The 23,578-nt window shown below is 68.8% G+C and carries 35 protein-coding genes; 2 read left to right on the top strand and 33 right to left on the bottom strand.

Going from position 1 to position 23,578, the window contains the following annotated elements:
• Nucleotide 1 precedes the first annotated feature (1 nt).
• Nucleotides 2-457, bottom strand: a complete 456-nt coding sequence (locus ACP15J_RS13480) for a hypothetical protein (RefSeq protein WP_424937527.1) — start codon at nucleotides 455-457, stop codon at nucleotides 2-4.
• Between the two features lie 41 nt (nucleotides 458-498).
• Here ACP15J_RS13480 and ACP15J_RS13475 point away from each other — a divergent pair, with 41 nt between their 5' ends.
• Entirely contained in the window at nucleotides 499-927 is a 429-nt protein-coding gene (locus ACP15J_RS13475; RefSeq protein WP_424937528.1) for a hypothetical protein, read from the top strand.
• On the opposite strand, the gene ACP15J_RS13470 is transcribed toward ACP15J_RS13475, so the two are convergent.
• The 20 genes from ACP15J_RS13470 to ACP15J_RS13375 form a co-directional block, all read right to left on the bottom strand.
• Complete coding sequence (locus ACP15J_RS13470; RefSeq protein ID WP_424937529.1) at nucleotides 924-1,646, bottom strand: hypothetical protein; 723 nt, start codon at nucleotides 1,644-1,646, stop codon at nucleotides 924-926. The genes ACP15J_RS13475 and ACP15J_RS13470 overlap by 4 nt on opposite strands.
• A complete protein-coding gene (locus ACP15J_RS13465; RefSeq protein WP_424937530.1) occupies nucleotides 1,643-2,719 on the bottom strand; it encodes a hypothetical protein in 1,077 nt (358 codons plus the stop codon). The genes ACP15J_RS13470 and ACP15J_RS13465 overlap by 4 nt, the downstream gene beginning before the upstream one ends.
• Before the next feature lie 9 nt (nucleotides 2,720-2,728).
• Nucleotides 2,729-3,496: a hypothetical protein gene (locus ACP15J_RS13460; RefSeq protein ID WP_424937531.1), complete on the bottom strand. Its 768-nt coding sequence runs from the start codon at nucleotides 3,494-3,496 to the stop codon at nucleotides 2,729-2,731.
• The gene (locus tag ACP15J_RS13455; RefSeq protein WP_424937532.1) at nucleotides 3,496-6,822 is read right to left on the bottom strand and encodes a phage tail protein; all 3,327 of its coding nucleotides are present in this window, start codon (nucleotides 6,820-6,822) and stop codon (nucleotides 3,496-3,498) included. The genes ACP15J_RS13460 and ACP15J_RS13455 overlap by 1 nt, the downstream gene beginning before the upstream one ends.
• 17 nt (nucleotides 6,823-6,839) lie before the next feature.
• Nucleotides 6,840-7,196 (bottom strand): hypothetical protein, encoded by a 357-nt coding sequence (locus ACP15J_RS13450; RefSeq protein ID WP_015985807.1) that lies wholly within the window; start codon nucleotides 7,194-7,196, stop codon nucleotides 6,840-6,842.
• Entirely contained in the window at nucleotides 7,193-7,561 is a 369-nt protein-coding gene (locus ACP15J_RS13445; RefSeq protein ID WP_015985806.1) for a hypothetical protein, read from the bottom strand. The genes ACP15J_RS13450 and ACP15J_RS13445 overlap by 4 nt, the downstream gene beginning before the upstream one ends.
• Before the next feature lie 81 nt (nucleotides 7,562-7,642).
• Nucleotides 7,643-8,416, bottom strand: a complete 774-nt coding sequence (locus tag ACP15J_RS13440; RefSeq protein ID WP_424937533.1) for a hypothetical protein — start codon at nucleotides 8,414-8,416, stop codon at nucleotides 7,643-7,645.
• A gap of 61 nt (nucleotides 8,417-8,477) precedes the next feature.
• Nucleotides 8,478-8,897, bottom strand: coding sequence for a hypothetical protein (locus ACP15J_RS13435; RefSeq protein WP_015985804.1), 420 nt, complete (start codon nucleotides 8,895-8,897; stop codon nucleotides 8,478-8,480).
• Nucleotides 8,894-9,172, bottom strand: coding sequence for an HK97 gp10 family phage protein (locus tag ACP15J_RS13430; protein WP_015985803.1), 279 nt, complete (start codon nucleotides 9,170-9,172; stop codon nucleotides 8,894-8,896). The genes ACP15J_RS13435 and ACP15J_RS13430 overlap by 4 nt, the downstream gene beginning before the upstream one ends.
• Nucleotides 9,172-9,510 (bottom strand): hypothetical protein, encoded by a 339-nt coding sequence (locus ACP15J_RS13425; RefSeq protein ID WP_424937534.1) that lies wholly within the window; start codon nucleotides 9,508-9,510, stop codon nucleotides 9,172-9,174. Before ACP15J_RS13425 ends, ACP15J_RS13430 begins: the two co-directional genes overlap by 1 nt.
• On the bottom strand, nucleotides 9,510-9,878 hold the full coding sequence (locus ACP15J_RS13420; RefSeq protein ID WP_424937535.1) for a hypothetical protein: 369 nt from the start codon (nucleotides 9,876-9,878) through the stop codon (nucleotides 9,510-9,512). Before ACP15J_RS13420 ends, ACP15J_RS13425 begins: the two co-directional genes overlap by 1 nt.
• 18 nt (nucleotides 9,879-9,896) lie before the next feature.
• Nucleotides 9,897-10,163, bottom strand: coding sequence for a hypothetical protein (locus ACP15J_RS13415; protein ID WP_015985801.1), 267 nt, complete (start codon nucleotides 10,161-10,163; stop codon nucleotides 9,897-9,899).
• A complete protein-coding gene (locus tag ACP15J_RS13410) occupies nucleotides 10,163-11,089 on the bottom strand; it encodes a hypothetical protein (protein ID WP_424937536.1) in 927 nt (308 codons plus the stop codon). The genes ACP15J_RS13415 and ACP15J_RS13410 overlap by 1 nt, the downstream gene beginning before the upstream one ends.
• 13 nt (nucleotides 11,090-11,102) lie before the next feature.
• Entirely contained in the window at nucleotides 11,103-11,462 is a 360-nt protein-coding gene (locus tag ACP15J_RS13405) for a capsid cement protein (protein ID WP_015985798.1), read from the bottom strand.
• Between the two features lies 1 nt (nucleotide 11,463).
• Complete coding sequence (locus ACP15J_RS13400) at nucleotides 11,464-12,663, bottom strand: head maturation protease, ClpP-related (protein ID WP_424937537.1); 1,200 nt, start codon at nucleotides 12,661-12,663, stop codon at nucleotides 11,464-11,466.
• A complete protein-coding gene (locus ACP15J_RS13395) occupies nucleotides 12,660-14,099 on the bottom strand; it encodes a phage portal protein family protein (RefSeq protein WP_424937538.1) in 1,440 nt (479 codons plus the stop codon). The genes ACP15J_RS13400 and ACP15J_RS13395 overlap by 4 nt, the downstream gene beginning before the upstream one ends.
• A gap of 11 nt (nucleotides 14,100-14,110) precedes the next feature.
• Nucleotides 14,111-15,718 (bottom strand): hypothetical protein, encoded by a 1,608-nt coding sequence (locus ACP15J_RS13390; protein ID WP_424937539.1) that lies wholly within the window; start codon nucleotides 15,716-15,718, stop codon nucleotides 14,111-14,113.
• Nucleotides 15,715-16,095 carry a terminase small subunit gene (locus tag ACP15J_RS13385; RefSeq protein ID WP_424937540.1) on the bottom strand — a complete coding sequence of 127 codons (381 nt, stop codon included), beginning with the start codon at nucleotides 16,093-16,095 and terminating at the stop codon, nucleotides 15,715-15,717. Before ACP15J_RS13385 ends, ACP15J_RS13390 begins: the two co-directional genes overlap by 4 nt.
• Nucleotides 16,096-16,210: 115 nt before the next feature.
• Entirely contained in the window at nucleotides 16,211-16,447 is a 237-nt protein-coding gene (locus ACP15J_RS13380) for a hypothetical protein (protein ID WP_015985793.1), read from the bottom strand.
• Between the two features lie 11 nt (nucleotides 16,448-16,458).
• A complete protein-coding gene (locus ACP15J_RS13375) occupies nucleotides 16,459-16,779 on the bottom strand; it encodes a hypothetical protein (RefSeq protein WP_424937541.1) in 321 nt (106 codons plus the stop codon).
• Nucleotides 16,780-17,018: 239 nt separating this feature from the next.
• Here ACP15J_RS13375 and ACP15J_RS13370 point away from each other — a divergent pair, with 239 nt between their 5' ends.
• On the top strand, nucleotides 17,019-17,210 hold the full coding sequence (locus tag ACP15J_RS13370; RefSeq protein WP_015985791.1) for a hypothetical protein: 192 nt from the start codon (nucleotides 17,019-17,021) through the stop codon (nucleotides 17,208-17,210).
• Nucleotides 17,211-17,667: 457 nt separating this feature from the next.
• On the opposite strand, the gene ACP15J_RS13365 is transcribed toward ACP15J_RS13370, so the two are convergent.
• From ACP15J_RS13365 to ACP15J_RS13310, 12 genes are all read right to left on the bottom strand, one after another.
• A complete protein-coding gene (locus tag ACP15J_RS13365) occupies nucleotides 17,668-18,057 on the bottom strand; it encodes a hypothetical protein (RefSeq protein ID WP_015985790.1) in 390 nt (129 codons plus the stop codon).
• Entirely contained in the window at nucleotides 18,054-18,527 is a 474-nt protein-coding gene (locus tag ACP15J_RS13360) for an XF1762 family protein (RefSeq protein ID WP_015985789.1), read from the bottom strand. Before ACP15J_RS13360 ends, ACP15J_RS13365 begins: the two co-directional genes overlap by 4 nt.
• A complete protein-coding gene (locus ACP15J_RS13355; RefSeq protein WP_015985788.1) occupies nucleotides 18,514-18,807 on the bottom strand; it encodes a hypothetical protein in 294 nt (97 codons plus the stop codon). Before ACP15J_RS13355 ends, ACP15J_RS13360 begins: the two co-directional genes overlap by 14 nt.
• The gene (locus tag ACP15J_RS13350; protein ID WP_424937542.1) at nucleotides 18,804-19,247 is read right to left on the bottom strand and encodes a hypothetical protein; all 444 of its coding nucleotides are present in this window, start codon (nucleotides 19,245-19,247) and stop codon (nucleotides 18,804-18,806) included. Before ACP15J_RS13350 ends, ACP15J_RS13355 begins: the two co-directional genes overlap by 4 nt.
• Complete coding sequence (locus ACP15J_RS13345) at nucleotides 19,244-19,486, bottom strand: hypothetical protein (RefSeq protein ID WP_424937543.1); 243 nt, start codon at nucleotides 19,484-19,486, stop codon at nucleotides 19,244-19,246. The genes ACP15J_RS13350 and ACP15J_RS13345 overlap by 4 nt, the downstream gene beginning before the upstream one ends.
• Complete coding sequence (locus ACP15J_RS13340; protein WP_424937544.1) at nucleotides 19,483-19,956, bottom strand: hypothetical protein; 474 nt, start codon at nucleotides 19,954-19,956, stop codon at nucleotides 19,483-19,485. Before ACP15J_RS13340 ends, ACP15J_RS13345 begins: the two co-directional genes overlap by 4 nt.
• Nucleotides 19,953-20,276, bottom strand: a complete 324-nt coding sequence (locus ACP15J_RS13335) for a hypothetical protein (RefSeq protein ID WP_424937545.1) — start codon at nucleotides 20,274-20,276, stop codon at nucleotides 19,953-19,955. Before ACP15J_RS13335 ends, ACP15J_RS13340 begins: the two co-directional genes overlap by 4 nt.
• Before the next feature lie 96 nt (nucleotides 20,277-20,372).
• Nucleotides 20,373-20,723, bottom strand: a complete 351-nt coding sequence (locus ACP15J_RS13330) for a hypothetical protein (RefSeq protein ID WP_015985783.1) — start codon at nucleotides 20,721-20,723, stop codon at nucleotides 20,373-20,375.
• 11 nt (nucleotides 20,724-20,734) lie between these two features.
• On the bottom strand, nucleotides 20,735-21,685 hold the full coding sequence (locus tag ACP15J_RS13325; protein WP_424980965.1) for a hypothetical protein: 951 nt from the start codon (nucleotides 21,683-21,685) through the stop codon (nucleotides 20,735-20,737).
• A 101-nt stretch (nucleotides 21,686-21,786) separates the two neighbouring features.
• Nucleotides 21,787-22,251 (bottom strand): single-stranded DNA-binding protein, encoded by a 465-nt coding sequence (locus ACP15J_RS13320; RefSeq protein WP_424937547.1) that lies wholly within the window; start codon nucleotides 22,249-22,251, stop codon nucleotides 21,787-21,789.
• On the bottom strand, nucleotides 22,251-22,445 hold the full coding sequence (locus ACP15J_RS13315; RefSeq protein WP_424937548.1) for a hypothetical protein: 195 nt from the start codon (nucleotides 22,443-22,445) through the stop codon (nucleotides 22,251-22,253). The genes ACP15J_RS13320 and ACP15J_RS13315 overlap by 1 nt, the downstream gene beginning before the upstream one ends.
• Before the next feature lie 189 nt (nucleotides 22,446-22,634).
• Nucleotides 22,635-23,297, bottom strand: a complete 663-nt coding sequence (locus tag ACP15J_RS13310; protein ID WP_424937549.1) for a hypothetical protein — start codon at nucleotides 23,295-23,297, stop codon at nucleotides 22,635-22,637.
• Nucleotides 23,298-23,578: the final 281 nt, after the last annotated feature.

Below are 23,578 nucleotides of genomic sequence, written 5' to 3'. Positions count from 1 at the left end.
CTTAAGAGACGATGCCCCACGGATTCGGGGACTGAAGATCGATATAGAGACCCTTGGGGAGCGGCGGGGACGGCCACGGCGGGCCGATCCACACCGCGAGCAGAGAACCGCCGGCCATCCCGCCGACATCCCCACCACCCGCGACCGCGGTGAACCGCCACACGTCCATGCCGTGGAAGACCGTGCCTTCGACGGTGTCCTCGAAGCGGCCGACGCTGATGACGTAATCCACGCCGACACGGCCGCTCTGCGCCGCCGTGAGCTCCCCTGAGGGGAAGAGCTTCATGCTGAAAGCGCCGGTCAGGGGGTTCACGTCCACCGGAACCGGGATCGCCGACACGAGCCCGGTCGGTGAGAAAGCCTCCACCTCTGGGGCCACCTTCATCACCGGGCGCGCCGGAGTCAGCACCCCCAGGCCGATATCGGACAGCTTCCCGGTGTAGGTCTCCGTGGACATGGGGCCTCCTCTCCCGCCGTGCGGGTCGATATGCTCAGGGCATGCGCTCGCACGCCCCCATCACCGCTACCGCGGCCCTACTCCTACTCGCCCTCACCGGATGCGCAGGTGCACCCGCGACGACCGCAGGCGAGAGCACAGCACCCCAGGCGAGCGCGCCCAGCAGCCCGAGCCCCACGCCCACCGTCGCGCCCCTCGTCGCCGAGACGCCTGCTGGCATCGCCAGCGGAACGCCACAGGACCAGTTCTTGGCGATCTGGAAGACGAAGGACCACGCGAACTCTCAGATCCCGAACGCTACGGATGTGCAGTTGCTCTCCGCCGCGGATAAGGCATGCGAGCAGATGGCGACTGGAGCCGACGTGTTCAGTGTCCGCGTGATTGACGGTGAGACTCCCGATCCGGGCGGCTACTTCGGCGACAGCACACTGATCGCGTCGATCGCTCAGCAGACGATCTGTCCGGCTTAGGAACCGTCAGCGCGTCGAAGGTATCCGCTGCCGTCCTGATAGAGAGCTCCGAGGCGCAAGCCGGTGCCAGAGATGGGGGTCACGGCACCTGGGCTGATGCGAACCCCGGTGCCGTTGATCTCGATGACGTAGCCGCCGTGCTGGAGACGCGCCGAGTCGTTCTCGATCTGCATAACACTATTGCCCTTGTAGACCTGGACAGTGTCACCGTTGGAGAAGACCTGGCCGCCGTTCTGGAACGCGATCGCTCCGCCGCCGATGGTCGGGTCAATGACCATGTTCCCGACGCGGAGCTTGCCGTTGCCAAGGACATCGACATTGCCGAGGATCTGACCGTTTCCGACGAGCTTCCATTCGCCGACGATTTCGCCGTTGCCGAGGAGCTTCCACGGCCCGATCACGTCGATCTGGCCTTCGATGCGGACAGCGCCCTTGAAGGTCGCGGGGCCGGTGATGTTCTGTGCCCCGGAGAGGTTCATCTCCCCTTCCCAGTCGAAGACACCGAGGCCCCAGAGGCGGCCGTCGATCTTCTCCGTACCGGTGATCACCGACCACCCCGAGACCTTCAGAGACCCTTCGACCCAGAGCCCTTCATTCGACGCGACACGGAGTTGCCCGCGGGTGATCGAGGAAGAGCTAAGCGGGGATTGGGTCTCGAGCTCGCGGAGACGGCGGAGGATGTCGGGAATCTGGGAGTCGAGCGGGTTGTCCCGTCTCATTGGACCTCCAAGGTGAGCTTGTCGGTGAGGTCACCGGAGATCCCGGTGACGAGGGAGCTGCGCCATCCGTCGTCGAGGAATTCGTCGTCCTGGAAACGCACGCGGATGGTGGAGCCGAGGGTCATGGACGGGAGGACGTCGGAGGCGAGGACGCTCGGCGTTGCGGCGACCGACGGCCACCGGAACGCGCGCAGTTCGGAGATCGCCCGCCGCCATAGCTCGATCGGGTCAGCGATCGTCTTGAAAGACCGGGTCGCGTCGAGCTGCGGGATGATCGGCCCGGGAACGTCGGCCATCGTGGCGCGGCCGACTTTCATGTCCGCCTCGGACCCCATGCCGAGCGCGAAAGCCCCGGTGAGCTGACGTGTCGCGTCGGTGTGCACCGGGTAGCCGGTGAGGCCCGTTTCCTCCGCGGTCATGTCGTACTCGAAGGTCGGCCCGTCGAGCAGCGGTGTCCCGATGCGGGCTTCCCACTCGAGCAGACCGGTGCTCCCCCAGCGTGGCCGCAGGTGCAGGTCCGGGCCGCCCTCCGCGCCCTCGATCTGAGAGAGCAGCTGCTCGATCGTCTCGAAGTTGTAGTGCTGCCAGGACCGGGTCTCACTGCCGCCTTCGACGGGTGGGACGGCAATCGGCAGCCACCATCCCTCGCTCGACCCGTACTGCAGCGCACCCCAGAAGATGATGTGCCGCATGATGTCCCTAAGGGACCCGGTGGCGGTGCTGACCCCGTTCGGGTCGAACTGGGGCACCCCGAAGGACATCCGGGAGCTGAAGATCGCGCGGATCTCGGCCGTTGCGAGCTCGAGCCGTCCGGTGAAAGGGTCGTAGATGTGCCCGCCGATCAGGCCCGCATACTGGGGGACGTTGTCCCAGCAGGTGACGAGGGTCCGCGCCCACGGGATCGAGAGGTTCTGCCAGGTCGCACGGTCCAGGCGGGTCTCTGCGTCCCGGAGCTGGAAGGCATGCCTGCCGGTGCCGACGCTCGTGATCGATGTCTTCCAGTCCTCCTCCGACGGGTGCACCCGCTGGATCGGAGTGCCCGTGTGGGTGTCGACGATGATGTGCGACCGCACGACCCCTCCTCAGATGTAGGTGTCGGGCAGCCACACCCGCAGTGCGCCAGGCCCGGTGATCGTGTGCACGACCCCGGGAAGCCCGGGCGGGACAACCCAGGTCGCGCCGCCGACGATCGCCCCGACCTGCAGCACCCCGTCGCGGTAAAGCCGGCCGGTGCGCAGCTCGATCCGGTGCGTCTGCCCCAAGCCGAGTCCCTGCGCGATCGTGAGCTGACGGCCGATGCTGGTCTGGATCGTGTACGGCGGGGTCGGACCCCGCACCTCCAGCACCGGGGAGGCGGGGAAGTTCCCCCAATGGATGGCTTCCTCCCCCGCCGCGTACGTGTGCTGATCCCCGTACTTGCGAGGGTCGGGGGCAACGAACTGGACCTGGAAGGACGCGCGGCGACGGCCGACACGGAAGCCCTTGTCCTGGAACGTCGCTTTCCCACCGCGGCGCGCGTACGCCCGGAGCGTCTGCCCCTGATGGGTGACGGTGACCTGGAAGCGCCCACCAGCGGCGCCGATGCCCGTGACCGTGCTCCGCAGCGACGCGAGCGCCAGGTCGGACCAGGCGATCGCGTGCCCATCGATGGAGAAGACCCGCGCCCCCATGTACACCGGCAGGTCGTACTCGCCGTGCGTGCCAGGACGGGCAATAGCCTCCCGGACAGCATCCGGAGTGTCATCCCACCCTTGGAACCCGTCCCGGGCGACGAACAACCCGTGGGGGCGGTCATCACCCGGGAGCGGGCGTCCAAGGATCGTCGCCCGGTCGGCGTGGATGCGCAGCATCATCCCCTCCTCAGCAGGGCGTTGAGCTGCTGATTCGCGAGCTCCGACGCCTCCCTCGGGTCGGTCTTGTCGAAGTGATTGATCTGCTGCACACTCGGGCCCGCCCCGGCCGGTGGGCCACCGGAAGAGGTGGCCTCCGCCGTACTCGCTGTCAGGCCCGCCGAGACCGACCCGACCGCGGACTGCGCCCGCTGAGACGCGGCCGCGGCAGCGTCGGCGAGCGAGTCACCGAACGCGGGCGCTTCCGCCCGCGCCCCGTCGATGAACTGCCCCATGGTCGCGGCGCCCGACGTCTTCAGCTGCCTCCACCCGGGGGCTGACAGCGGGCCGCGCTTCGCAGGCGAATTCGGGAAGAAATCGAGGATGCCGCCGAGGACGGACCCGACCGCGTCACCGACCGCGCCGATCATGCTGAAGAATCCGTCGATGACGCCCTGGATGATCTCAGCGCCCAGGCTGAGCCAGTCCACGTTCGCCAGTCCGTCCCATATCGCTTTCACGATCTCGGGGATCTTCTCGACGATGCGCGGGATCGCTTCGCTCAGGCCCGTGATCAGGGCGACGACGAGCTTTATCCCGGACTCGATCAGCAGCGGCAGATTGTCGAGGAGCGCGACGACCAGCTGGAGCACCAGGGTGATCGCCGCTTCGACGAGCTGCGGCAGCGCGCCGACCAAGCCGGTCACGAGCGACAGCAGCAACTGGATGCCAGCCTCGATGATCATCGGCAGATTCGCGAGAAGCGCCTGCGCCAGCCCGAGGACGAGCTGCAAAGCCCCGAGGATCAGCTGGGGCAGCGCAGTGATCAGGCCCTGGACGAGGGCCATCAGCAGCTGCACGCCACCCTGGATGACCAGCGGCAGCGACTGCACGATCGCGGTCAGCAGGCCGGTCACCAGCTTCAGCGCGCCCGCGACGAGCAGCGGGAGCGCGGTGACGATGCCCTGCACGAGGGCGGTCACGAGCGAGATCGCCGCCTGGATGATCAGCGGCAGGTTGGCGACCACCCCGGCGATAAGCCCCTCGAGGAGGGTCACCGCTCCGGTCGCGAGTGTTGGTAGCGCGACGACCAGCCCCTGCACGAGGGCGTTCACGATCCCGGTGGCCGCGCCGATCAGGAGCGGCACCTGCCCGACGATCGACGAGACGATGTCGGGCACCACGGACGAGAACTGCCACACCATGCCGGGCAGGGCGGCGGAGACCTTCTCGATGATCCCGGTGAAGCTGGCGACTAGGGCGCCCGCGTCACCACCGGACAGGACGAACCCGCCCAGCGCTGCTGCCGCGATACCTAGCGGGGAGCCGAGAGCAGCGAGCGCTCCTCCCAGGCCGGGCAGGAGCGACGCGAGCGGGCCGAGGCGGGCGAGGACGCCCGCGAGCCCGCCTGCGCCGAGCGCCGCGAAGGCTCCGGCCAGGGGGCCAAGGAGACTCTTCATCTCCCCGAACTTCGACACGACTGTGGAGGTCCCGTCGCCGATCCGGGTGAAGAACTCGGTAAGCCGGTCCATGATCGGCCCGGCGAAGGCGTTCAGCGCTGCGCCGACAGCCTTCGCTTTCGTCTCGACAGGGCCGAGGGCCTTGGTGATCGCGTTGATCAACGGGCCCAGCTTCGAGTAGACGGACCCTTCCTCCAGGCCGCCGAGCGCATTCGCGCCTATCCGGCCGAGCGAGGCGAGAAGGTTCTTCGTCGCACCGGGGATGGTCTTGCCCATCTCCTCCGCGACCGTGCCCGCCGCGGCGGTCGCCGCCCGCGAGAACGTCTCGAAGTCGACCTTCCCTTCGGAGGCCATCTTGAAGACCTCGCCGGCGGTGACGCCCATCTGCTCGGCGAGCTTCTGGTAGATCGGGATGCCCTTGTCGGCGAGCTGGCTGATGACGTCGTTCTGGACGCCGTTCGCCTGGGTCGCGGCTTTGTTGAAGATCGAGCCCATCTCCTGCATGGAGATGCCCGCCGCGCTGGCGTTGTTCGCGATGTTCTTCAGGTGGCCCTGCAGCGCCTCGCCGGGACGGATCCCTGCGGCGACGGCCGACGCGGCGACGGTGGCCGCCTCGCCGAGACCGAACGCGGTTCCCTTCACCGACGCAGTTGCGTCGGTCATGATCGCTGTCACACTCTCGGCGTCGTTTCCGAGACCGCGGAGCTTCGCCTGGGCGGTGTCGATCGCGGTCAGACGAGAAAAGCCCTTACCGAATGCGACACCGATCGCGGTGGCGGCAAGGCCGACCGCGGTCGTCGCGGTGGACTGGATGCCCGCGCCGAGCGCTGCCCCCGCCTTCGCACCGACCGCCGCAACAGTGGAGACGACCGACGACAGTCCCCTCCCGACCGCGGCACCGACACCGCTGAGCGCGGGACCGACCGATGCGGCGATGTTCGAGAGCGCCGGGCCGACCGTCTGCCCGATCTTCGAGAACAGCCCCGTGACTTGAGTCGTGACCGGAGACAGCCAGGTTGAGACCTGCGACCCGAGGCGCACGAACGGCGATGCCAGGAGAGTCCCGGCGGACGCCACATACTGCAGTGTCGGAGCGAGCGCGCCCCGCACAGTTGCCCCGACCCCACCCAGCCAAGACCGGGTTCCGGCCCACGCCTTCGCCAGCCCGCCGCCGACCATCGTGGCCATCGACGTGAACGCGGTCGAGACCTGCCCGGCGACCAGACGGGACAGTTTGGTGACACCAGTGACGTCGAGAACAGCGCGGGTGAGGCCAGCCAGTGATCCGGCGACGCCCGTGAACGCGGACTGCGCTGCGCGCGCATCCTTCCACCCAGCGCGGAGGTTGGACAGCATCGAACCCAGCCCGCCCGACGCGGCCGACGACGAGGCAGCCATCGCGGCCTGAGCGGTACGGAGAGACTCCTGCGCGCGCTGCAGCCGGGCGGTCGCAGCGGCCACGGCGTCTGCGGACGCGGCCTGGTTGCGGCGGGCGGACGCAAGCCGCTCCTCGGCGGCGATCGCCTGGGCGGACTCCGCCCCGGACTTCGCGATCGCCTCCGCGAGGCGGGCTTCCGCGACCCGCACCCGGCCGGCGTCGTCCTGCTGACGCAGACGGGTCTTCGACAGCGCGGCCGACGCCGACGCAACATCACGGGTGAGGGTCTTCAGCTCGTCGGCGGCCAGACCGCTCGCACCCTTCGACAGGGCGGACTTCATGTCCCGGCCGAGAGCGGACCCGGCACGGGTGCCGGCGCCCTTGAAGCCACGCTCGAAGGACTTCGCGCCGTCATCGGCGGCGCCCTTGACCTCCTTCGCGACACGGCTCTTGAAGCCGGTCATCACCGGGAAGATGCTGACGTGCCCGGAACCGACCTCGCTGGACATGGGCACCTCCCCGGTGATCAGGTGAAGACGATGGACTCCGCGAGGGCGGCCTCGGCCTCAGCGATCTCATCCGGTGTGGGCTGCCCGGCACGGTCCTCGGCCATCTGCCACGGCATCAGCCGCGCCTCGGTGGCCTTCTTCCCGAACTGGGCGACCACGCTGAGGAGGTCGAGAGTGGACGCCGGGTAGGCCCATCCGGCGAGTTCGGCGCCGAGAGCGGTCGACGGGTCCGCAGCTGCCTCCTCGAGCAGGAGCTTCGCCTCGCCCCAGGACAGGCCGTCGCCCAGATCCGACAGGCCGACCCCGAAGGTCTCCCGCAACGTGCGGGCGACTGTGCGTCGGTGCTCTCGGACGGTCTGGGCGACGGCGATCATTCCGGGCGTGTGGCCCCCTGGATGCGCCCCAGGACGTCGAAGTACTTCGTTGCCATGTGTACGACATCAGAGATGTCTTGGCGGCTCAGAGCGCGGACGTTCTCTTCGCCTCCCATAACGCGGATCAGGGAGCGGAACTGGTCGACCTCGTTCGCGTACTCAGCTTGCAGGGCGTCGACGTCGTCGAGCGTCAGCGCGAGGGATGCCTTGACGATCGTCCCATCGTAGAAGCGTCCGACGAATGTTCGTTCGACGATGATGTACTTCACATCCGGCGCAATTGCCGCGATGGCCTTTGCCTCATCGTCCTCGGTCCAGCTGTCGAAGTCGTACTCGACCGCGGCCTTCTTGGTGGTGCTCGCCATGGTGGCGCTCCTTTCGGGTTCTCGGGTTCGGGTGTGGTGGGCTGGCCGGGGCGACCCGATAGCACCCCGGCCAGCCGGTCATCAGGCTGCGGGACCGGTCTTCCAGTCCGTGCCGTCCCACGACACCTGGGCGGCGTTGCCGAGCACGACGTACTCCCCCGTCGCCCACGCGGTGGTCTGCCCGAGTGGGCCGAGAGCGCGCAGCGCGGTGATGTTCGCCGGCGGGGTCGCACCGGCCGGGGTGAACGCGCCCGGGGTGCCCGGGGTCACACCGGTCGGGGTGATCGGGGCGCCGTCGGGGCCGACGATGGCCTGCCAGAACGGGGCGCCATTGAACAGGTCGTCCTCCAGCCAGGTGAAGGTCACCGCGGCGCCTTCGACGGATCCGCGCTCGGCCCGGTCGGGCTCGACGGCGCTGACGAACGCAACGCCGTTGCGACGCTTCTCCGTCTTGTTCCGATACCGGATCGCGTCGAACAGGAGGAACCGGTTATCCGGCAGCGACGAGGACACCTCGATCACGCCGTTCTCGTCGGGCTCCTGCCCCTCGATCAGCAGCAGCACGTTTGGGTTGTGCTCCGCCAGGGTGTACTGGACGGTACGGGTGCCCTCACCGGCGAGCTTGTAGCCCTGCTGGAAGAACTCGATCGCGTCGCCAGTCTCGCGGCCATCCTGCGGGCCACCGTCGGACTTGTACAGGCCGAGGGTCCGGTAGGCCGCCGGGAGGACCAGGGGGCGCGCGGCGAGCTGCGCCTTGGTGAGGACGTTCGACGGGTCCAGCGGGGCGAACGCCGCCCGTCCCGTGATCGGAACGCCAACGGCGCTGAGGTCGTTGCCCTGCGCATCTGCGGTCATGTGTGTGCTCTCCTCATGAGAAAGCCCCCGACCGTGCGGGGGCGATGGGTGTTCGGATGGCTCACCACGAGCCGGAGGCGACGTACTGTCCGGTCAGATACCGGCGGGCGACGTCGATGGTGTCGGGTACCGCGTACGGGCCCCGACATCCGTCGAAGACCACCGCGGCGATCGGGCTCCCCTCGATGAGCGGGAGCTCGTGGTCGTGAACGATCGACGCCACCACGCGGGCGAGGTCGTTCGCGGGCTTGTCGTTCTGCTTCGTCCCAGCCAGGACCGTGAAGCCGACCGACCGGTCGAACGTGGTCCAGTCGCGCCGGTCGCCGGAGTCGTCACGGACGACGATCAACGGCCGGCGCAGCGGGACGCGCAGGTTGTCGGGCTCCTTGTTACCGACCTCGGCGTCCACGCCCGCCGCGCGCACCTCGGCGCGCAGCAGGGCCGTGAACCACTCCTCGAGGTCCGGCGGTGCGACTCTCATGAGCGCCGCCTCTTCACAGAGCGGGCGAGGTTCCCGGTCCTCGACTCGATGAGCAGGGTCTTCTCGTCGGAGCCGACGACCATCGCCGTCTCCCGCGACCGCCCCTGCCGGTGCTCGATATGCAGACCGTCCCGGTAGGCGCCGGTGTCCACGGGTGCGGAGGCCTTCGCATCCGCCAGGGTCTCCTCCGCGACACCGTCCACGAGCGCGCGGACCTTGGGGGTACGCATGATCTGGTCGAACCAGGTCGGGTTCGGTGTGAACGCGTCAGCCATTAGCCCACCGCCTCCATCACCCGGACGAACCGGTGCCGCCGGCGCCCCGTGAACGGGTTCATCGGCGCCGAGGGGAATCCCTCGACCGTCCAGACTCGGGAGCCCTGGACGATCCGGTCCCCGCGCTCCACATCGGCATTGGGGTCCCAGAGCACCAGCAGCTCCCGGCTGACAGCCTTCTTCCGGACGGCGTCGTACTCCTCGGTCGAGGAGGCCGGGTCGAAGAACCCATCCAGCGGAAGCTCCTCAGGGGCCGTCCAGTCCTCGACGGTCGAGTCGGGGTTGTACGGGTCAGGGGCGCGTGCCGCCCGCTGTCGGACGAACGAGTCCAGGTGCATCAGTACGTCTCCGTCCACACGCGGCCGACAGGGCGCTCTTTCGGGAAGGACCCTGCCGGTGCCTCCGCCGACGCCTGCACGGGCGGCACGGCGCCGCACAGGGCGCGCAGCGACGCACGGTCGTCGTCGGTGAACGCCGACCCGACCTCATAGGAGACCCGCGCCGAGGCGACGCCCTCCGAGCGCACGTTCCGGGCGCCCCGGGTCAGCACCTCCTCGTACACGTTCCTGAGGATCGCGAGGGCGTCCTTCCGCCTGTCCGAGTCTTCGGGGAGGGAGTCGAGGCAGGGGGCGATGGTGCGTGCCAAGACGAGCACGCGCCGTGCGGCGCCGTCGTCCGAGCCGATCTCGTCCGGCTTGATGGTCATGCCCACCGCCCCCTCTCGTCACTTCCCGCCCGCGGCGGCCTTCTCGGCCGAGGCCTTCGCGTCAGCCTCGGCCTTCTCCTTGGCGGCCTTCTCGGCAACCGAGGGCTCGGCGAGCTTCTGGATCAGGCCGACGCCGAGCAAGTGCTTCACCCGGTCGGCGTCCACCTGCGCGGCGTCGAAGGTCGCGCCGCGGTAGAGGTACCGCTCGGACCCGTCGGCGACCTTCACGACGGCGACGTGCCCGACGACCTTGTACCTGCCCTGTCCGGGCTTCGTCTGCGCCATCAGAGCCCCGTCCCCGTGAGCCGGACACCGGCCATCGGCTCGGTGACGACCGCGACCGTGTTCCGACGCCCGCGGACGAGGTAGCCGTCCTTGACGCCCTGGTGCGCCCGCTCGGTCGACGCCTCGACGCCGGTGTTGCCCGCGGGGGCGAACTCGGGCGAGAGGAGCTTCTCGTCGGCCATGCCGCCGAGCTGCTCGACATCGAACAGCCACGGGTCCGTGCCCGTGATGTGCCGCGACGTGACCCAGGTCAGCCCGTACGCGCTCACCGGAAGTGACCCGGTGAGCACGATGTTGGCCTGCTCGCGCGGGAGCGCCTTGTCATCGACGAGGATCCCGATCAGCTTCGCGAACTGCGCGCCGGAGAGCACGACGACGTCGAGCTCCAAGCCGGTGGCGAGTTCGGCGCGCTGGTTCTGGATCGTGAGGATGTCCCGCATGATCACGCCGGCGGAGGTCCAGCTTGCCGAGGCGGCGTGCGTGCTGGTCACCCGGGACGAGATGACGCCCCATGCCGACCGGTCCGTGTGTCGCACGATGGTGTTGCCGATGCGGCGCAGGCCCTTCTCGACGTACTGGCGCCCCTCGCGGGTCACCTTCTCGTCGGTGAAGATGATGCCCTGACCCCACTTGACGGTCCGCGCCGCGGACGGGACACCTTCGTCGAGGGTGATCAGCGGGTACTCGCCGCCGGGCTCGATGGCCTCGGGGTCCTCGTCGGTGTAGAGGTCCTCGGTCTCGGTCTCGTAGAAGACGCCGCCGCCGGTGGCGTCGTAGCGGCCCGAGAGGAGGTAGTCCGCGAGGAACTTCTCCTTCGTCAGGTCGGCGAGACGACGTCCGATGAGGGTCTTCGACTTCAGGAGAAGCTGGAGCTCCTCCGCGGTGAGCGCGCCTTCCTTGTGGCGCTGCGGGTAGGTGTAGCCCATGTCCTCCTCCTTCTCAGCTCAGGACCTCGATCACGCCGTCGGCCGCAGCCGCCGACGTGAGCGCGAGGCCCACCGTGTTCGCGGTGGCGGTCGCCACCTTGCCGTCCGCGGCGGCAGCGACCCGGTCGCCGGCCGCGACCGCGCCCGCGGTGACCAGGCGATGCACCTGACCGTTCAGGTGGTGCACGAGCACCTTCTCGCCCGCCTTCGCATCACGCGCGGCGACGCCGACGGACTTGGTCGAGTCGGCGGTCGCGGTCGAGACCGAACGGTCGCCGCTCACCTCGACGACGCGGCCCGCCTTGATGTCGGCCTCCGCGGTGTAGGTCACCGCGGCGCCAGGGATGAACTTCGGAACGTAGTCAGCAGCCACGTCAGGCCTCCTCGATCTCGCCGCTGTACTTCGCGTACAGCGCGTCCTCCGCCGACACCTCGCCGGCGGCGTGCCCGATCTCCTCGACCGGGACGCTGTTCTTCGCCAGCGAGCTCAGCAGCTTCGTGGTGCCTTCCTCGTCGTTGTCGAGGAGGGCGCGGAAGTTGGGCGCGGTCGCCGCGGTGATGCGGCCCTCACGCAGCGCCGAGTCGATGATCCTGTCGCGGCGGGCGCGGATCTGCTCGTCACGGGCCTCACGGCCGGCGGCGGCGTCGGCGCGCAGCTGGGCGAGGACGTTGTCCTCGACGAGCTGCGTGCCTTCCGGGATGGCGGCGACCGGAGCCGCCTCGGTGGTCGGCTGCTCCGCGAGTGCCTCGTCGAGAGCGGCCAGGACCGTCTCGGGGGTGGCAGCGGCATCGGTCACGCCGAGCCGCTCACGGATTCCAGCCACGAAGTCGTCGTGATCCACGACGCTCTCCTTTCGGTTGGGGGTACCCGGCTCGGGCGAGCTCGGGAGCTTGTACGCCGCCAGCGGCGGCGTGGGCGCATGCGCGCGCCCCTGGAATCGGAAGCGGGACAGGTCGAACGCCGCGACCGCGGCGACCTCGTCCGCGTCTTCGGCTGCGCCGTCCCAGGTGTCGGCGAGCCCGGCGGCCACGGCCTCCTCGGCCGTGTACCAGGCCTCGTCCTTCATGACGGCCCGCCACTGCTCGCGGGTGCCGCCGGTGCGGGCGGCGTACGTGTCCGCGATGGAGTCGGACAGCTTGTGGAGGATCGTGGCGACGGCCTCGACCTCGGCGGCGTTGCCCCAGACGCCGCCGGACGCGTCGTGGATCATCATCTGCGCGCCGCGGTTCATCGTGATCGTGTCGCCGCCCATCGCGATCACCGACGCCGCCGACGCGGCGAGACCGTCGACGACCACGTGCACCTGCGCCTTGTGGGCGCGCAGTGCGTTCATGATCGTGATGCCGTCCCATGCGGCCCCGCCGGGGCTGTTGATGTGGACGGTCATCTCGGCGACGTCGAGCGCGGTGATCTCATCGACCAGCGCCTTCGGGGCGATGCCGCCCCACCACGACTCACCGATCTCGTCGTAGATGTAGACATCGGCGGTCGACGGCGCGTCGCCGTCGCCGGCGTGCGCATCGACGCGGAACCAGGGACGCGGTGGGGCGCCGGCCGTTGCGGACTTGGTCATGCGGCCTCCTCAGCCGTCGGGCGCGCATCGGCGATGCGCTGGATGTCGGGGCCGTCGCCGAAGAGGTCCGCGCCGGCGCGGCGGATCAGCTCTCGGGCTTCGGCTTGGGAGAGCGGCACCTTGTCGCTGGCCAGGTAGACGCTTTGCGCGACGTCTGCCGCTGCCTTCGCGGCTGCCGCATCCGCGCCGTCGTCGCGCTCGGCGGGAGCCGGGAGGCCGTAGCGGGCGCGGAGGTCCTTCTCCAGCTCGGGGTCGGCGGTGAACGCGCCGCACTCGACGAGCGCGCGGATCGCCTCCGCGGTGACCGGCTGCTCCTTGCCGAGCTGCGCCGGGACCAGACGCGGGGCCGGTTCCTCCGGCCCCCAGTTCTGATCGACCAGGTCCTCTACGACGTGCTGCTGGGTGACGTCCGCGATGTGCTTCATCACCGCGTTCAGCGACCCAGTGAAGAACGAGGCGAAGGTGTCGCCGAGGGCGTAGGAGCCGGTGGACTTGTCGCCGCCGAGGGTGAGGAAGTGGGCCAGGACCGCGCGGGCGATCTGCTCGTCGTGGTATCGGATCGGCCCGTCCATCTCGGGGAGCTTCCCCTGGACGCCGGTGAGGGTGAAGTTCGCGCCGTGCGGGATATACCCGCCGGCGGCCTCCCCCGCCCGGAACTCCTTCGCGAGCTGGAGCCCTTCTTCCTTCTGGTCGTTCAGCCACTGCTCGGCCCGGGCTGTGTCGCGGGCGATCGCTTCCGGGAGCGGGGCGCCCTGGTAGATCGGGACGCCGAGGCCGTTCCGCTCGCCGACGAGCGCCTGGATGCGGAGGAACCTGTCCTTCAGCAGCCAGTTCTTGTACGCCTGGCGGAGGAGGGACTGGCCGAGCCAGTTCGCACCCTCGCGTTCGTTGACGAAGACGACCAGCCGGTCGACGGGGATCCGGACCGTCGCCTTCCCGAAGACGCCCCACTGCTCGATCGCAACGAGGCCACCATCCGGTGCGACGTCGAATCGCGAGATCGTGCGCGGTGGCCGCCAGGCGAGCTTCCCGAGCCTGGCCCGTCCGTTCTCGATCCGATACACCTGCTCGAACACTGAGTGCCCGAACGGTAGTTCGAGGAGCGCAAGGCGGAGGAACTCGTCCCAGGAGAACCGACCACGCTGACGGCGCGGGGACGGCAGCTCCGGCTTCCCCTTCACGGGCAGGCCGAGGTCCTCCGCGATGAGCTGCACCACCTCGTCGCGGGCGCCCGCCGGGTCGATCTCCCACCGGGCCGAGCGGATCGGCAGGGTGATCGCGCGGAGCACCGATCCGACCTGCGCGTCCTCGCGGCGCATCTGGTCGTACACCTCGATCGAATGCGGGTGCATCAGATCGGGGTTCGTCTCGTGCGCCTCCTCGGCGAGCGACGACCATCCGCGCAGTCCTTCACGGACGTACCCGATCTCACCCACGGCGGCTCCTCTCAGAAGGCGACCGTCGCCAAGTTCAGCTCGGTCGATGCCGACGCGGTGCGCGGCACGGTCCCCGCCGACGGCGGCTTGATTGGCTCGGGGTCGGGCTCTGGGGCGAGGGCTTCGAGCGCGTAGAGAGCGAGCGTTTCTGCGCACACCCCGGCGATGTCGAGCGGGAGGGACTTCTCCCGGGACCAACCGACGTTCTCCGCATACGAGCGGACGACGGCGCCCTCGACGGCCATGTCGACATCAGGCTGCGGGACCAGGACAAGCTCGCCGTCTCGGACACGGTCACGGATCCGGCCGGTCGCGAGCGCGAAACCGGCCCAGTCGATCGCGTGGACGATGAAGCCGGAAACGCGGCCGTTCACCTCGAACTCCGCGTCTTGGAGGGGCTTGAGGAAGTCCATCGCCGGGACGCCCTTCGCCTGCAGAGCGACCTCACGGTGGCCGGACTGCTGGGCGAGCTCGATCAGCGTCGGAACCACCCAGGCCCAGCCGGTGCGCTTGACGCGCACGGTAACGAACGGGTTCCCGTCCTCGGTGAGCACTGCGGCGGCGAGCCAGGTCGTACGGCGGTCGTGCGACATGTCGATTGCCCAGACCGTCCGAGCGCCGTTTGGGATCCTCGCGAAGATGGACGCGACGTCGCGGTGCCGGGACTTCCACTCCTCCGAGTCGATGAAGTTGTCGACCTTCGCGGTGACCCACTGGCCGAGCACCTCGATGCGCTCGACGTTCTTCTCCTTGGCCTCGGCTGCGGCTCGCATCAGCCCCGCGATGGTCATGCCAGCGAGGTAGCCAGCGGACGGGTTCGCCTGCGCGAACGCGCGCTCGTCGTCCAACGAGGCATCCGGCTCCGCCGACCACTCGGCGATGAACCACTGCGTCTCCCGGTCGTCGACTCCTTCGTGCCCGATCTGCCGGACGTCTCGAAGCACTCGGGATCGCTTCGTACCGGCGTTGGAGAATGCGACGAGCAGCGAGTCGAACATCGCGTTCGCCGACTTCTCGATCGCCGACCATCCCTCGTAGTCGTACTGCTCTCGCAGCTCGTCGAGGATGAGCCGCGCGGCGGACTGGCCGCGCGCACCTTCGAAGGTCCTAGGGAGGTACGCGGCACCGCCGTGCGTGCGGAGTTCGGTCTCGCCGTTCGTGGTCCGTGGAGGGTAGGTGAACGCCTGCAGGTCGGGCACCCGGTCTCGGGCGATGCCGACCTTCGGATCGTCCGGCGCACCCCATCGACGCACCTGCCTCCACGGCTTCATCGCGATGTCGAGCTTCTGCGCGGCGCCGACGACGATGAAATCCTGCTCAGGCAGCTGGTCGGGCCAGCGCCCCGCGTCCACGTACAGCCAGTACGCGGCGAGGACCGCGGCGATGAGAGTCTTGCCGTTCTGGCGCCCGACGATCACCAACGCCTTGCGGAAGCGCAGCCGCCCGAACGCGTCGAGCTCGAGCATGTGGATCAGAAGCCACTTCTGCCACGGGAAGAGGCATACCTTCAGTACGTCCTCGGCGAACTCGATCACGTCGAACCCGCGCGAGGTCTGCGGTGTGAGCTCGCAAAGCGGCTTGGTCCAGACGCGCGGCTCCGTCAAGCCGTGCGTGATCACCGCGCCTCCTTACGCCCCCTCGCCGTGCCCGCCCGCTGACGAAACTGAACGACCTTGCTCTGCGGCGGAGCGGCCGCCGGCGACGGCACGCTCGACGCACCTCCGGCGTCATCGACGGGAGAGATGAGGCCGAGGGCCTCCTGGTACTTCAAGAACGACGACAGCGAGACGTTGTCGTTCGCCGGAACCGCCGGCCGACCACCAACTTCTTCCGCGTCCTCCAGTGCCCACGAGACGATCACGTCCCACGCGTCGATCTTGCGCGCCAGCGCTCGCGCAGCCGCGACCGTCGCCGAGTCTTTGGCGCGGAGGTGCTTCGCGTTCCGCAGCGACCGCTCCAGCGCCTCGGACACCGACAGCTTCTCGAACTTGGTCACGGCGTACACCTCCTATCGCGCGCGACCCCCTCTCGGGAACCCCGGGGAGGGAGGCCGAGGCGCCCGGGAGGTCGTCCGCAGTTTGGGCTCTCCTGGATTTTCTGTGCCCCCGGGGTCAGCGGTGGGTGTTGGTCTGCTTCAGGGTGCGTTCGAACGCGGCTACGGCTTCGGTGAGTCGTGTGCTGATGGTGCTGGTGATGGCGGCGCCTGCGGTCTCCGTGTCCGTCAGGGTGGTGACTTCGACGGGCAGGTTGATGTGGATGTCGGCGTGGCCGACGTCGGTGAGTGCGTGGCCGATGCCTGCTTCGATGCGGAGGCGGACGTTCATGGGGATGCTGCCGACGGAGGTCATGTGGGGTCTCCTTACCACCAGGCGGGCATGGGCTCGCCGAGTCCTTGAGTGTTCGGGGCGTCCTTGCCCCTGCTGCTGTTGCAGGAGAAGTGGCAGTGACGGAAGTTCTCCGGGTCTTCCTGCATCTCCGGGTAGGTGTCGACGTCCTTGGCGTGGTCGAGGGTGTGGGAGTCGGGCGTCGTGGCCTGCGGCACCGTGTAGTCGATGCGAGTCCTGCATAGCCAGCAATCCGCGAGGTGCCGCGTCTCCGGATCCGCGTCGAGCGCCTGCCCCTCCTCGAAGAACTCCGCGCGGAGCTTCTTCATCCGCCGCGAGTCCACCCGGTTAGCCACGCAGATCGTCCTCACCAAACGCGGCCGGGTCACAGCACAACGCCGCCGCCATCGGCGACACATACTCCCCACCGCAGTAATCACACGCGAACGTCGGCCGAGACATCGCGCCTCCCCACCAACGACGAGAGCCCCGCCGAACTCGGCAGGGCTCTCGACATAATCCTTGTGCAGGCACAGCCTAACACAACCAGCAGCAGAAGTGCGCAGAACTAGACCCCACGCGTAGACTCCCGGTCATGAGCCGTGACCGCGCCTACTACCTGATCACCGGTATCGCCATGATGCTCGGATTCGTGACCACCCGCGGTATGGAGTCGTTCTGGGACGGCATCGGCTGGGGACTCGGAGTCGGGGCCGTCGCCGCTTTCGTTGCCGCGTGGTTCGCCGGGAAGCGGGAGACCACCATCAGGGACGCGCCCTCCGAGTAGACCCATCATCGTTCGCTCCCGTTTGGGCGGTTGGGGTCGTGGCAATCGCACACGCAGGAGCGTGGCGTGTCGCTTCCCTCGGCCACACGATCGCACGCCTCGTGCTCATCCCAGTGGCATCTACGGCTATGCGGAATGCCGTCGGCGCACACGTCACATTCCCGCGCACTCCGGTTTGGGCGATCTGTGGTCCTTCGCCAGACGTGCACCAAATTGCCCCACGGTCCCGTGCAGGCCATATGGTCTCCCTGATGATCGGCGGACAGAGCGCAGACCAACGCCTTGTCCGTGGGGGTCGCCCCGCACACGCTCGGACGGTTGGCGCGCTCAGCTTGGTCGATAGCGACCCAGGCGTTCGCCACACCCACCAGGGCCTGCATCATGGTTGGCTGGTGAGTTTGCATCAGATCCCGGGCGATATGGAGCGCTCGGCGCGCGTTCTCAAGGTCATATTCGCTCATGAGTGATCTCCGTCCGCAGGGAGGTCGATCGGGATATCCCACGATGCCGTGTCGGTCTCACCCAGAGCGCGAGAGTGAATCCCGATCACGACCTTGTCGCGGTCCTCGTTCTCGCTGAGGGATTCCAGCGCCTCCTTGATCGCGGCCAGGTAGCGGTCACGTTCAGCCTCGGCGCGCTCCACCCATTCGGCATGTCGAACATGGTGTTCCACACACTCGTGCTCCAGTGTCTCGCACGCGGCCTCCGCTTCCTCAGCCCGCCTGTGCTCGGCTTCGAGAGCGTCGGCAGCCCTCACCGCAAGATCCGTGTCCGGCAGGTGCTCGAACCCCGGCAGGCTCCGCAGCATCGCGATCAGGGACGCCACCTGCTCAGGCGTGTACGTCATGCTCCTGCTCCTTCCGTCTCGATGGGCGCAGCTCGCCAGCGCCTCTTCGGCTCCGTGGGAGCCTGATCCACGCGCGGTCGAGATGGGACATCCCACGACCCGCCACCAGCAACGCCGTCGTCGTGCCACCCAGCGGCACGCAGTGACCCGCCAGGCTCCGAAGCGAGCGTGTAGGTGATGATCTTGTGCGGCTGGTACCCGAGAGCGACGCCGGCCCGCCTGAGCGACCCGTACAGCATCGAGCAGACATTCCGGGTGCCATCGGTGCAGACACGGACGACTTCCAAGTGCCCCGAGGCGTCAAGATGACGCGAGACGGGGCGACCGGCGATGCCTACGCCGTGGATCCGGCCCGCCTCGTCAACGACGGACACCGAGAACTTATGGCCGCGCGCGGGCTTGTGGTGCCTATGGTGCTCTTGCACGAACGCGTTGGCGGCACGGAGACTGATTGGCTCAACTCTCAGCATCGCCTGCTCCTTCCGTCTCGTCAGCGGGAACCGGCTGCCACGGGCCAGCCTTGCGGCGGCGCATGGTGGGGCGGTCCGCTTCCGCGTCCTCGTAGACGTACTCCCACTCGGGCTCTGCCTGCTCGGCCAGTACGGCGGTGCGCCCGGCAGCCCACCGTGCCCCATCCTCGAAGCCCGCCATCATCAGGTCAGCGTCATACCGGTCACGGACGTTCGCGTGCGAATAGCGGGCCAGATACTCGGCACGGATCTCGTCATCACTCGGGGTGTAGTCGCTCATCGGGTCCCACCTTTCGCTTCTTGATTAGCCGCGGGCTGATCCACCGGGACCCACGGGCCAGCCGGACGGCGGCGGACGAGCCCCGCCTTTCCCCGTGCTTCGGGACGCTTGCGCGCATCCTTCGACGCATGCCACGCGACCATCTCTTCCGCCCGCTTTCGTGAAGGGTGCGGATTCGTCCCCTGACTGTGCTGGGCTCCGTACTCCCATTCCTCGGTGCCCTGTTCAGCCAGGGCGGCGCGCAGTTCCGCCTTAGTGTCTTCGGCTGTCCGGTATTCGCTCTCCCAGTACTCAGCACGCTTCTCGGCAGCTTCCAGGGCGGCGCGCACCTCGGCATCGTGAGCGGCCAGCCAGCGGTCGAACTCTTCGCCCGTGATCGGCGGCCAATATTCCAATGCGGAGCGCCGCACATCTTCGGTCGTGGGCGTGTAGTCGCTCATCGGGTCCCTCCTCCCTCAGCTTCGGCGCGCCCACGCTCACGCCAGCGGGACTGCGTGGTCTCGATGACGGACACGGAGGTCTGCTCGATCAGGACCTCGGAGTGCTCGTCGTAGTCCTCAGTCGCGGCCACGATGTCTCGCAGCGCGGCGAGGTTGAGCCTCGAACGTCCTCCGATCAGGCGTGTCGCCTGGACGTATGACTTTCGTGTCGTGGTCGTCTGCTCCTTGGCCCACTTCATCGGGTCTCTCCTCCCTCTACAGCGGCAGCCGCACGCAGAACCGCCCGCACGATCGGCTCAGCGTCCGTCCGCTCCCGGATGACCAGCACCTCGCCGCCCAGAAGGTGCGGGCGGACGCCCGTCGGCACCTCGGGGTCATGCATCAGGGCGACAAGAGCGCGGTCTAGCTGCGCGTCGGACGGTTCGCCCTGCACGGTGCGGCGGAAGCCAGCCGCGAGCCCGGCCTTGAATGCGAGGACCAGGGCCGTCGCGTCGATACTGCCGTAATAGTTCGATAGCCAGCGGGTCGCGAGCGCTTCCCGCTCGTCGTCGGTCGGGGCGTGCGCCTCCTCGAACGCGGCGAGAGCGGCGCGAGCCGGAGCTCCGTACATGAACTCCAACGTGTGCGAATCCATCAACGACACAACCTGGCCATCAGCTTCCGCCATCGCCCGCTTCGTCTTCTCGATCTTCTGCTCACGGGTGGTCATGATCCCGTCCTCTCGTTCTCGATCTGCTCGAGCGCCCAGAACACGATGACGGCGCAGGCCGCGTCATAGCCAGTGGACCAGTCCGCCGACTGGCCGTCGCGGATGCGCTCACGCACCTCTTCGCGGGTGTGCTGAAGTTCGATCGCGGTCTCGGCGACCCTCCCCAGAATTTCGCCTCGCGCTTCGGCTTGTGCGCGCCGGATCAGAGGCATGAGGGCGTCGGCCGCGTCCTCGTACACCTCGACCAGCCACGCCTCCGCTGGCCCGTCTTCAGTCCACTCGGCCAGGGTGCGGGCGATCTCGCCTCGAATGTCGGTCATAGCCCCAGCCCCTCTCGGATCAGTGCTTCCGTCTCCGCGCTCACGATCGTGCCGTGATCGAGGATGTACCGCGCCTCGGCGGCGTGGTCGATACGGTCACTGCTCATCGATCTCTCCTCGATTCGGGGCGTCGGCCGGACGGATCCGGCAGGTCCTACAGGTCAGGGCGATCAAGCCGGCGTCGAGCGCGTCGCGGTGGCTCCCGCACGCGGTCACCTCAACCCATGCCCCAGGTGAGACCCGCAGCACCCGGGCGGCGCTCCCCTTCGGCGTAGAAGCGCGAGCTCGGCGTGCTCGCATCTCCCGCTCGACGGCGAGCACCGCGTCACGGTCGTACCAGCCAGACATGACCGGGACGAGCGCACCGGAGCGGATCCAGCCCCGCACCGTGCTCTCCGACCGGTTCGCTACCGCGGCGATCTCCGATCGACGAATGAACCTCGGCATCCTCTCGGCGTTCATACCCTCACGCCCTCCTTCCGCGCCTTCACCGCGATAACGTCGTCGCGGCGCACCCGGCCGAGGTGACGTGCGAGGTCTCCCGAGGACACCCATGTGCGGATCGTGCCGACGGTGCGTCCGGCGACGCGCGCCGCGGCGGACAGGGTCAGCAGGTCCGGGTCGTGACGGGGGTGGTCGTCGTCGGCGAGGATCTGAACCGGGTCGGCGAACACCGCCGACCACAGGCCGCCGTCATCGAGCGCGTTCGCCTCCCACCCGCACCCGTCCGACGCGCACCGATACCGGGTCGGTCGGCGACCCCGGTGCGGCTCGACCCGCACGGTCAGCAGGTCACACGCCGGGCACGGCACCGGCGCCCACCGCGGCTCCTCGTCCAGCGGCCACCGGGCCGCGGCGTCCGCGATCGACCACACGTCCGGGTCGCCAGGGTGCACGACCATCACGCCCTCGCAGAGCGCCAGGCTCTGATGAGAGTCGTTCGCGATGCCGTCCAGGGCGTCCAGGATCACCTCGGCGCAGCCGGCGGCGTCCGTGTACGCGTCCGCGCCATCGATCCCCGCCTCGAGCCCCTCGACCCGCCACGGATGCCCCTCCCCGAACTGGACGTACAGCGCCCAGGCACGGAGTGTGCGGACGATGTCGTCAGATGCGTCGATCAGGTCCGCCGCGACCGGCGCTGGAGCCTCCACACGGGAGCCGCCGGCGCCGCGCGCGATCGGCGCGGCCTTCGTCGGATCCGCCAGGGACCGGAGGTGCCCGACCAGGTCGGCGGCGTCCTCCAGGTGTCGGCGCAGCGACCGGTAGCAGCGTTCGCACACGAGCGCGCCGTCGCGGGCCTCGACCTGCACGCACCCGCGGCAGGTGCCGTCCTCACGGCCGTAGTCCGGGCATACCGCCCAGTGCTCCCCGCGACGTGTGCACCCTCGGAGGCAGAAGCGGTCAGACATCATCCCCCCGATCGGTGCAGACGCAGTCCTCGTCGACGTCCGGGTCACGGCACACCATGACGAAGCCCACGCCTCGGCAGAACGGGCAGTCCCGGTCCGGGTTAGAACGGTGTCGCATCGGTCTCTCCCCACGCGTCGGCCGGGGGCCCCGCCGTCGGCCACTGTTCTGTCTGCTGCGGCGTGGCCGTGGTGCCGTCACGGCGGGCGGCCCGGGTGACCTGCGCCGTCGCGTAGCGGAGGCTCGGGCCGATCTCGTCCACCTCGAGCTCGATCGCGGTGCGGTTGTTGCCCTCGCGGTCCTGGTAGGAGCGCTGCTTCAGGCGTCCGGATGCGATGACCCGCATGCCCTTGGTCAGCGAACCCGCCACGTGCTCCGCGAACTCGCGCCACACGGACGCACGGAGGAACAGCGCTTCGCCGTCCTTCCACTCGTTCGCCTGACGGTCGAAGGTGCGCGGCGTCGATGCGATGGTGAAGTTCGCCACCGGCAGCCCGTTCTGCGTGTAACGCAGCTCAGGGTCTGCAGTGAGGTTCCCCACGACCGTGATCACGGTCTCCCCTGCCATCAGGACTTCACCTCGCCACCGGTCGTCAGAGCGCGGTAGGTCATCCGGTGCTCACGGGCGACAGCGTCGAGATAGGCACGAACCAGATCCTCGACCGCGCTTGCGACAGCAGCGACGACCCGTCCGAGCCACTCCATGGCTCTCGTGAAGAGAGCTCCCAGTGCACCCCAGTCGATCGTTGCGACCGCCCCCATCACCTGATGCTGCTCGCGCCTCTGCCGACGAATCGCCCGGCCTGCGTGACGTTTCTGCCTGTTCATGATCCTGTTCTCCTCGTTCGTTCGTCATGCTTCTTGTCGAGCTCGCGCCGGAGCTTCCCCCTGTACGACGGTTCCTTCGCGTACCTCGCGCAGCACCGGTCCAGGAACTCCGCCAGGGCCATGTCAGAACGGTTCGTCATCCCACACCCCCTCGTCTCCCTGCTCCTGCTCGGTGATCTGCTCGCCGTAGCGGGCTTCCGCGACCCATCGGTCGTGACGTCGGCGCGCGGTGCCGCAGGGTCCGCAGTCCTTGAAGCGCCCGTGAGGGTGATCTGGGCATCCGATCGGCGGGGCGTCCATCAGGAGGGGCCGTCGCGGCTGACGGGGTCCGCGCTCCTGCTCGTGCGCCCACGTCGCCCACTCCCCCGCACGCTCGGCGCCCTCGGCCTGCACCCTCGCCCGCGCCCGCTCGCGCGCTCCCCCCACAGCCGCGAACGTTCGCGAATGCTCGCGTGGCGGCTCCGGGGCATCCGACGACGCCAGGCGCGCGTCGACCTTCAGGGGACGCCGGAGGGCGATCCACTCCGCGCCGCGCTCGTCCTGGTACAGGGTGAGAAACCCGACGTCGGCGAGCATCAGCACGTGCTCGATCACCATGTCCGTCGCTGCCTCGCCCGGGTAGATCGCCGCCGCGATCAGCTCCGGCACCAGTTCGCACCGGCCCAGCGGATCCGTCGTCAACCACAAGCCCAGTGCCGTCGGCCGCGCCTCCAGCGGGGCGCGGAGATACCCCGGCCACTGCATGTCCGCCGCGCTGATCCTCCGCTGCACGCTCCTCGTTGACACCCTGCTCGCTCCCTCTCGCGAATCCCTCGAAACACAGATTGACCGCCAGGCGCAGATGCTCGTCGTCGACCTCGAAGCACTCCGTCCACCCGCGCCCCTTGAACAGGACCCGGCGGGCCTCCCGCTCATTGGCGAACGCGGGCGGGAACCAGCGGCGCAGGATCCGCAGCGCCTCCGTCTCCCACGTGCCGTCCGTGCCCCGTGCGAGCACGAGCACCTGACCACCGGAGACGGTCATCATCTGCACCCGAGCGAACCTCCACGCGCGGCCCACCTTCAGC

Origin of the sequence: Microbacterium sp. S308A+, from assembly GCF_049800815.1 — a bacterium.
Classification (GTDB): domain Bacteria; phylum Actinomycetota; class Actinomycetes; order Actinomycetales; family Microbacteriaceae; genus Microbacterium.
The sequence above is the reverse complement of the archived record's forward strand: the minus strand, read 5'-3'. Positions and strand labels throughout refer to the sequence as shown.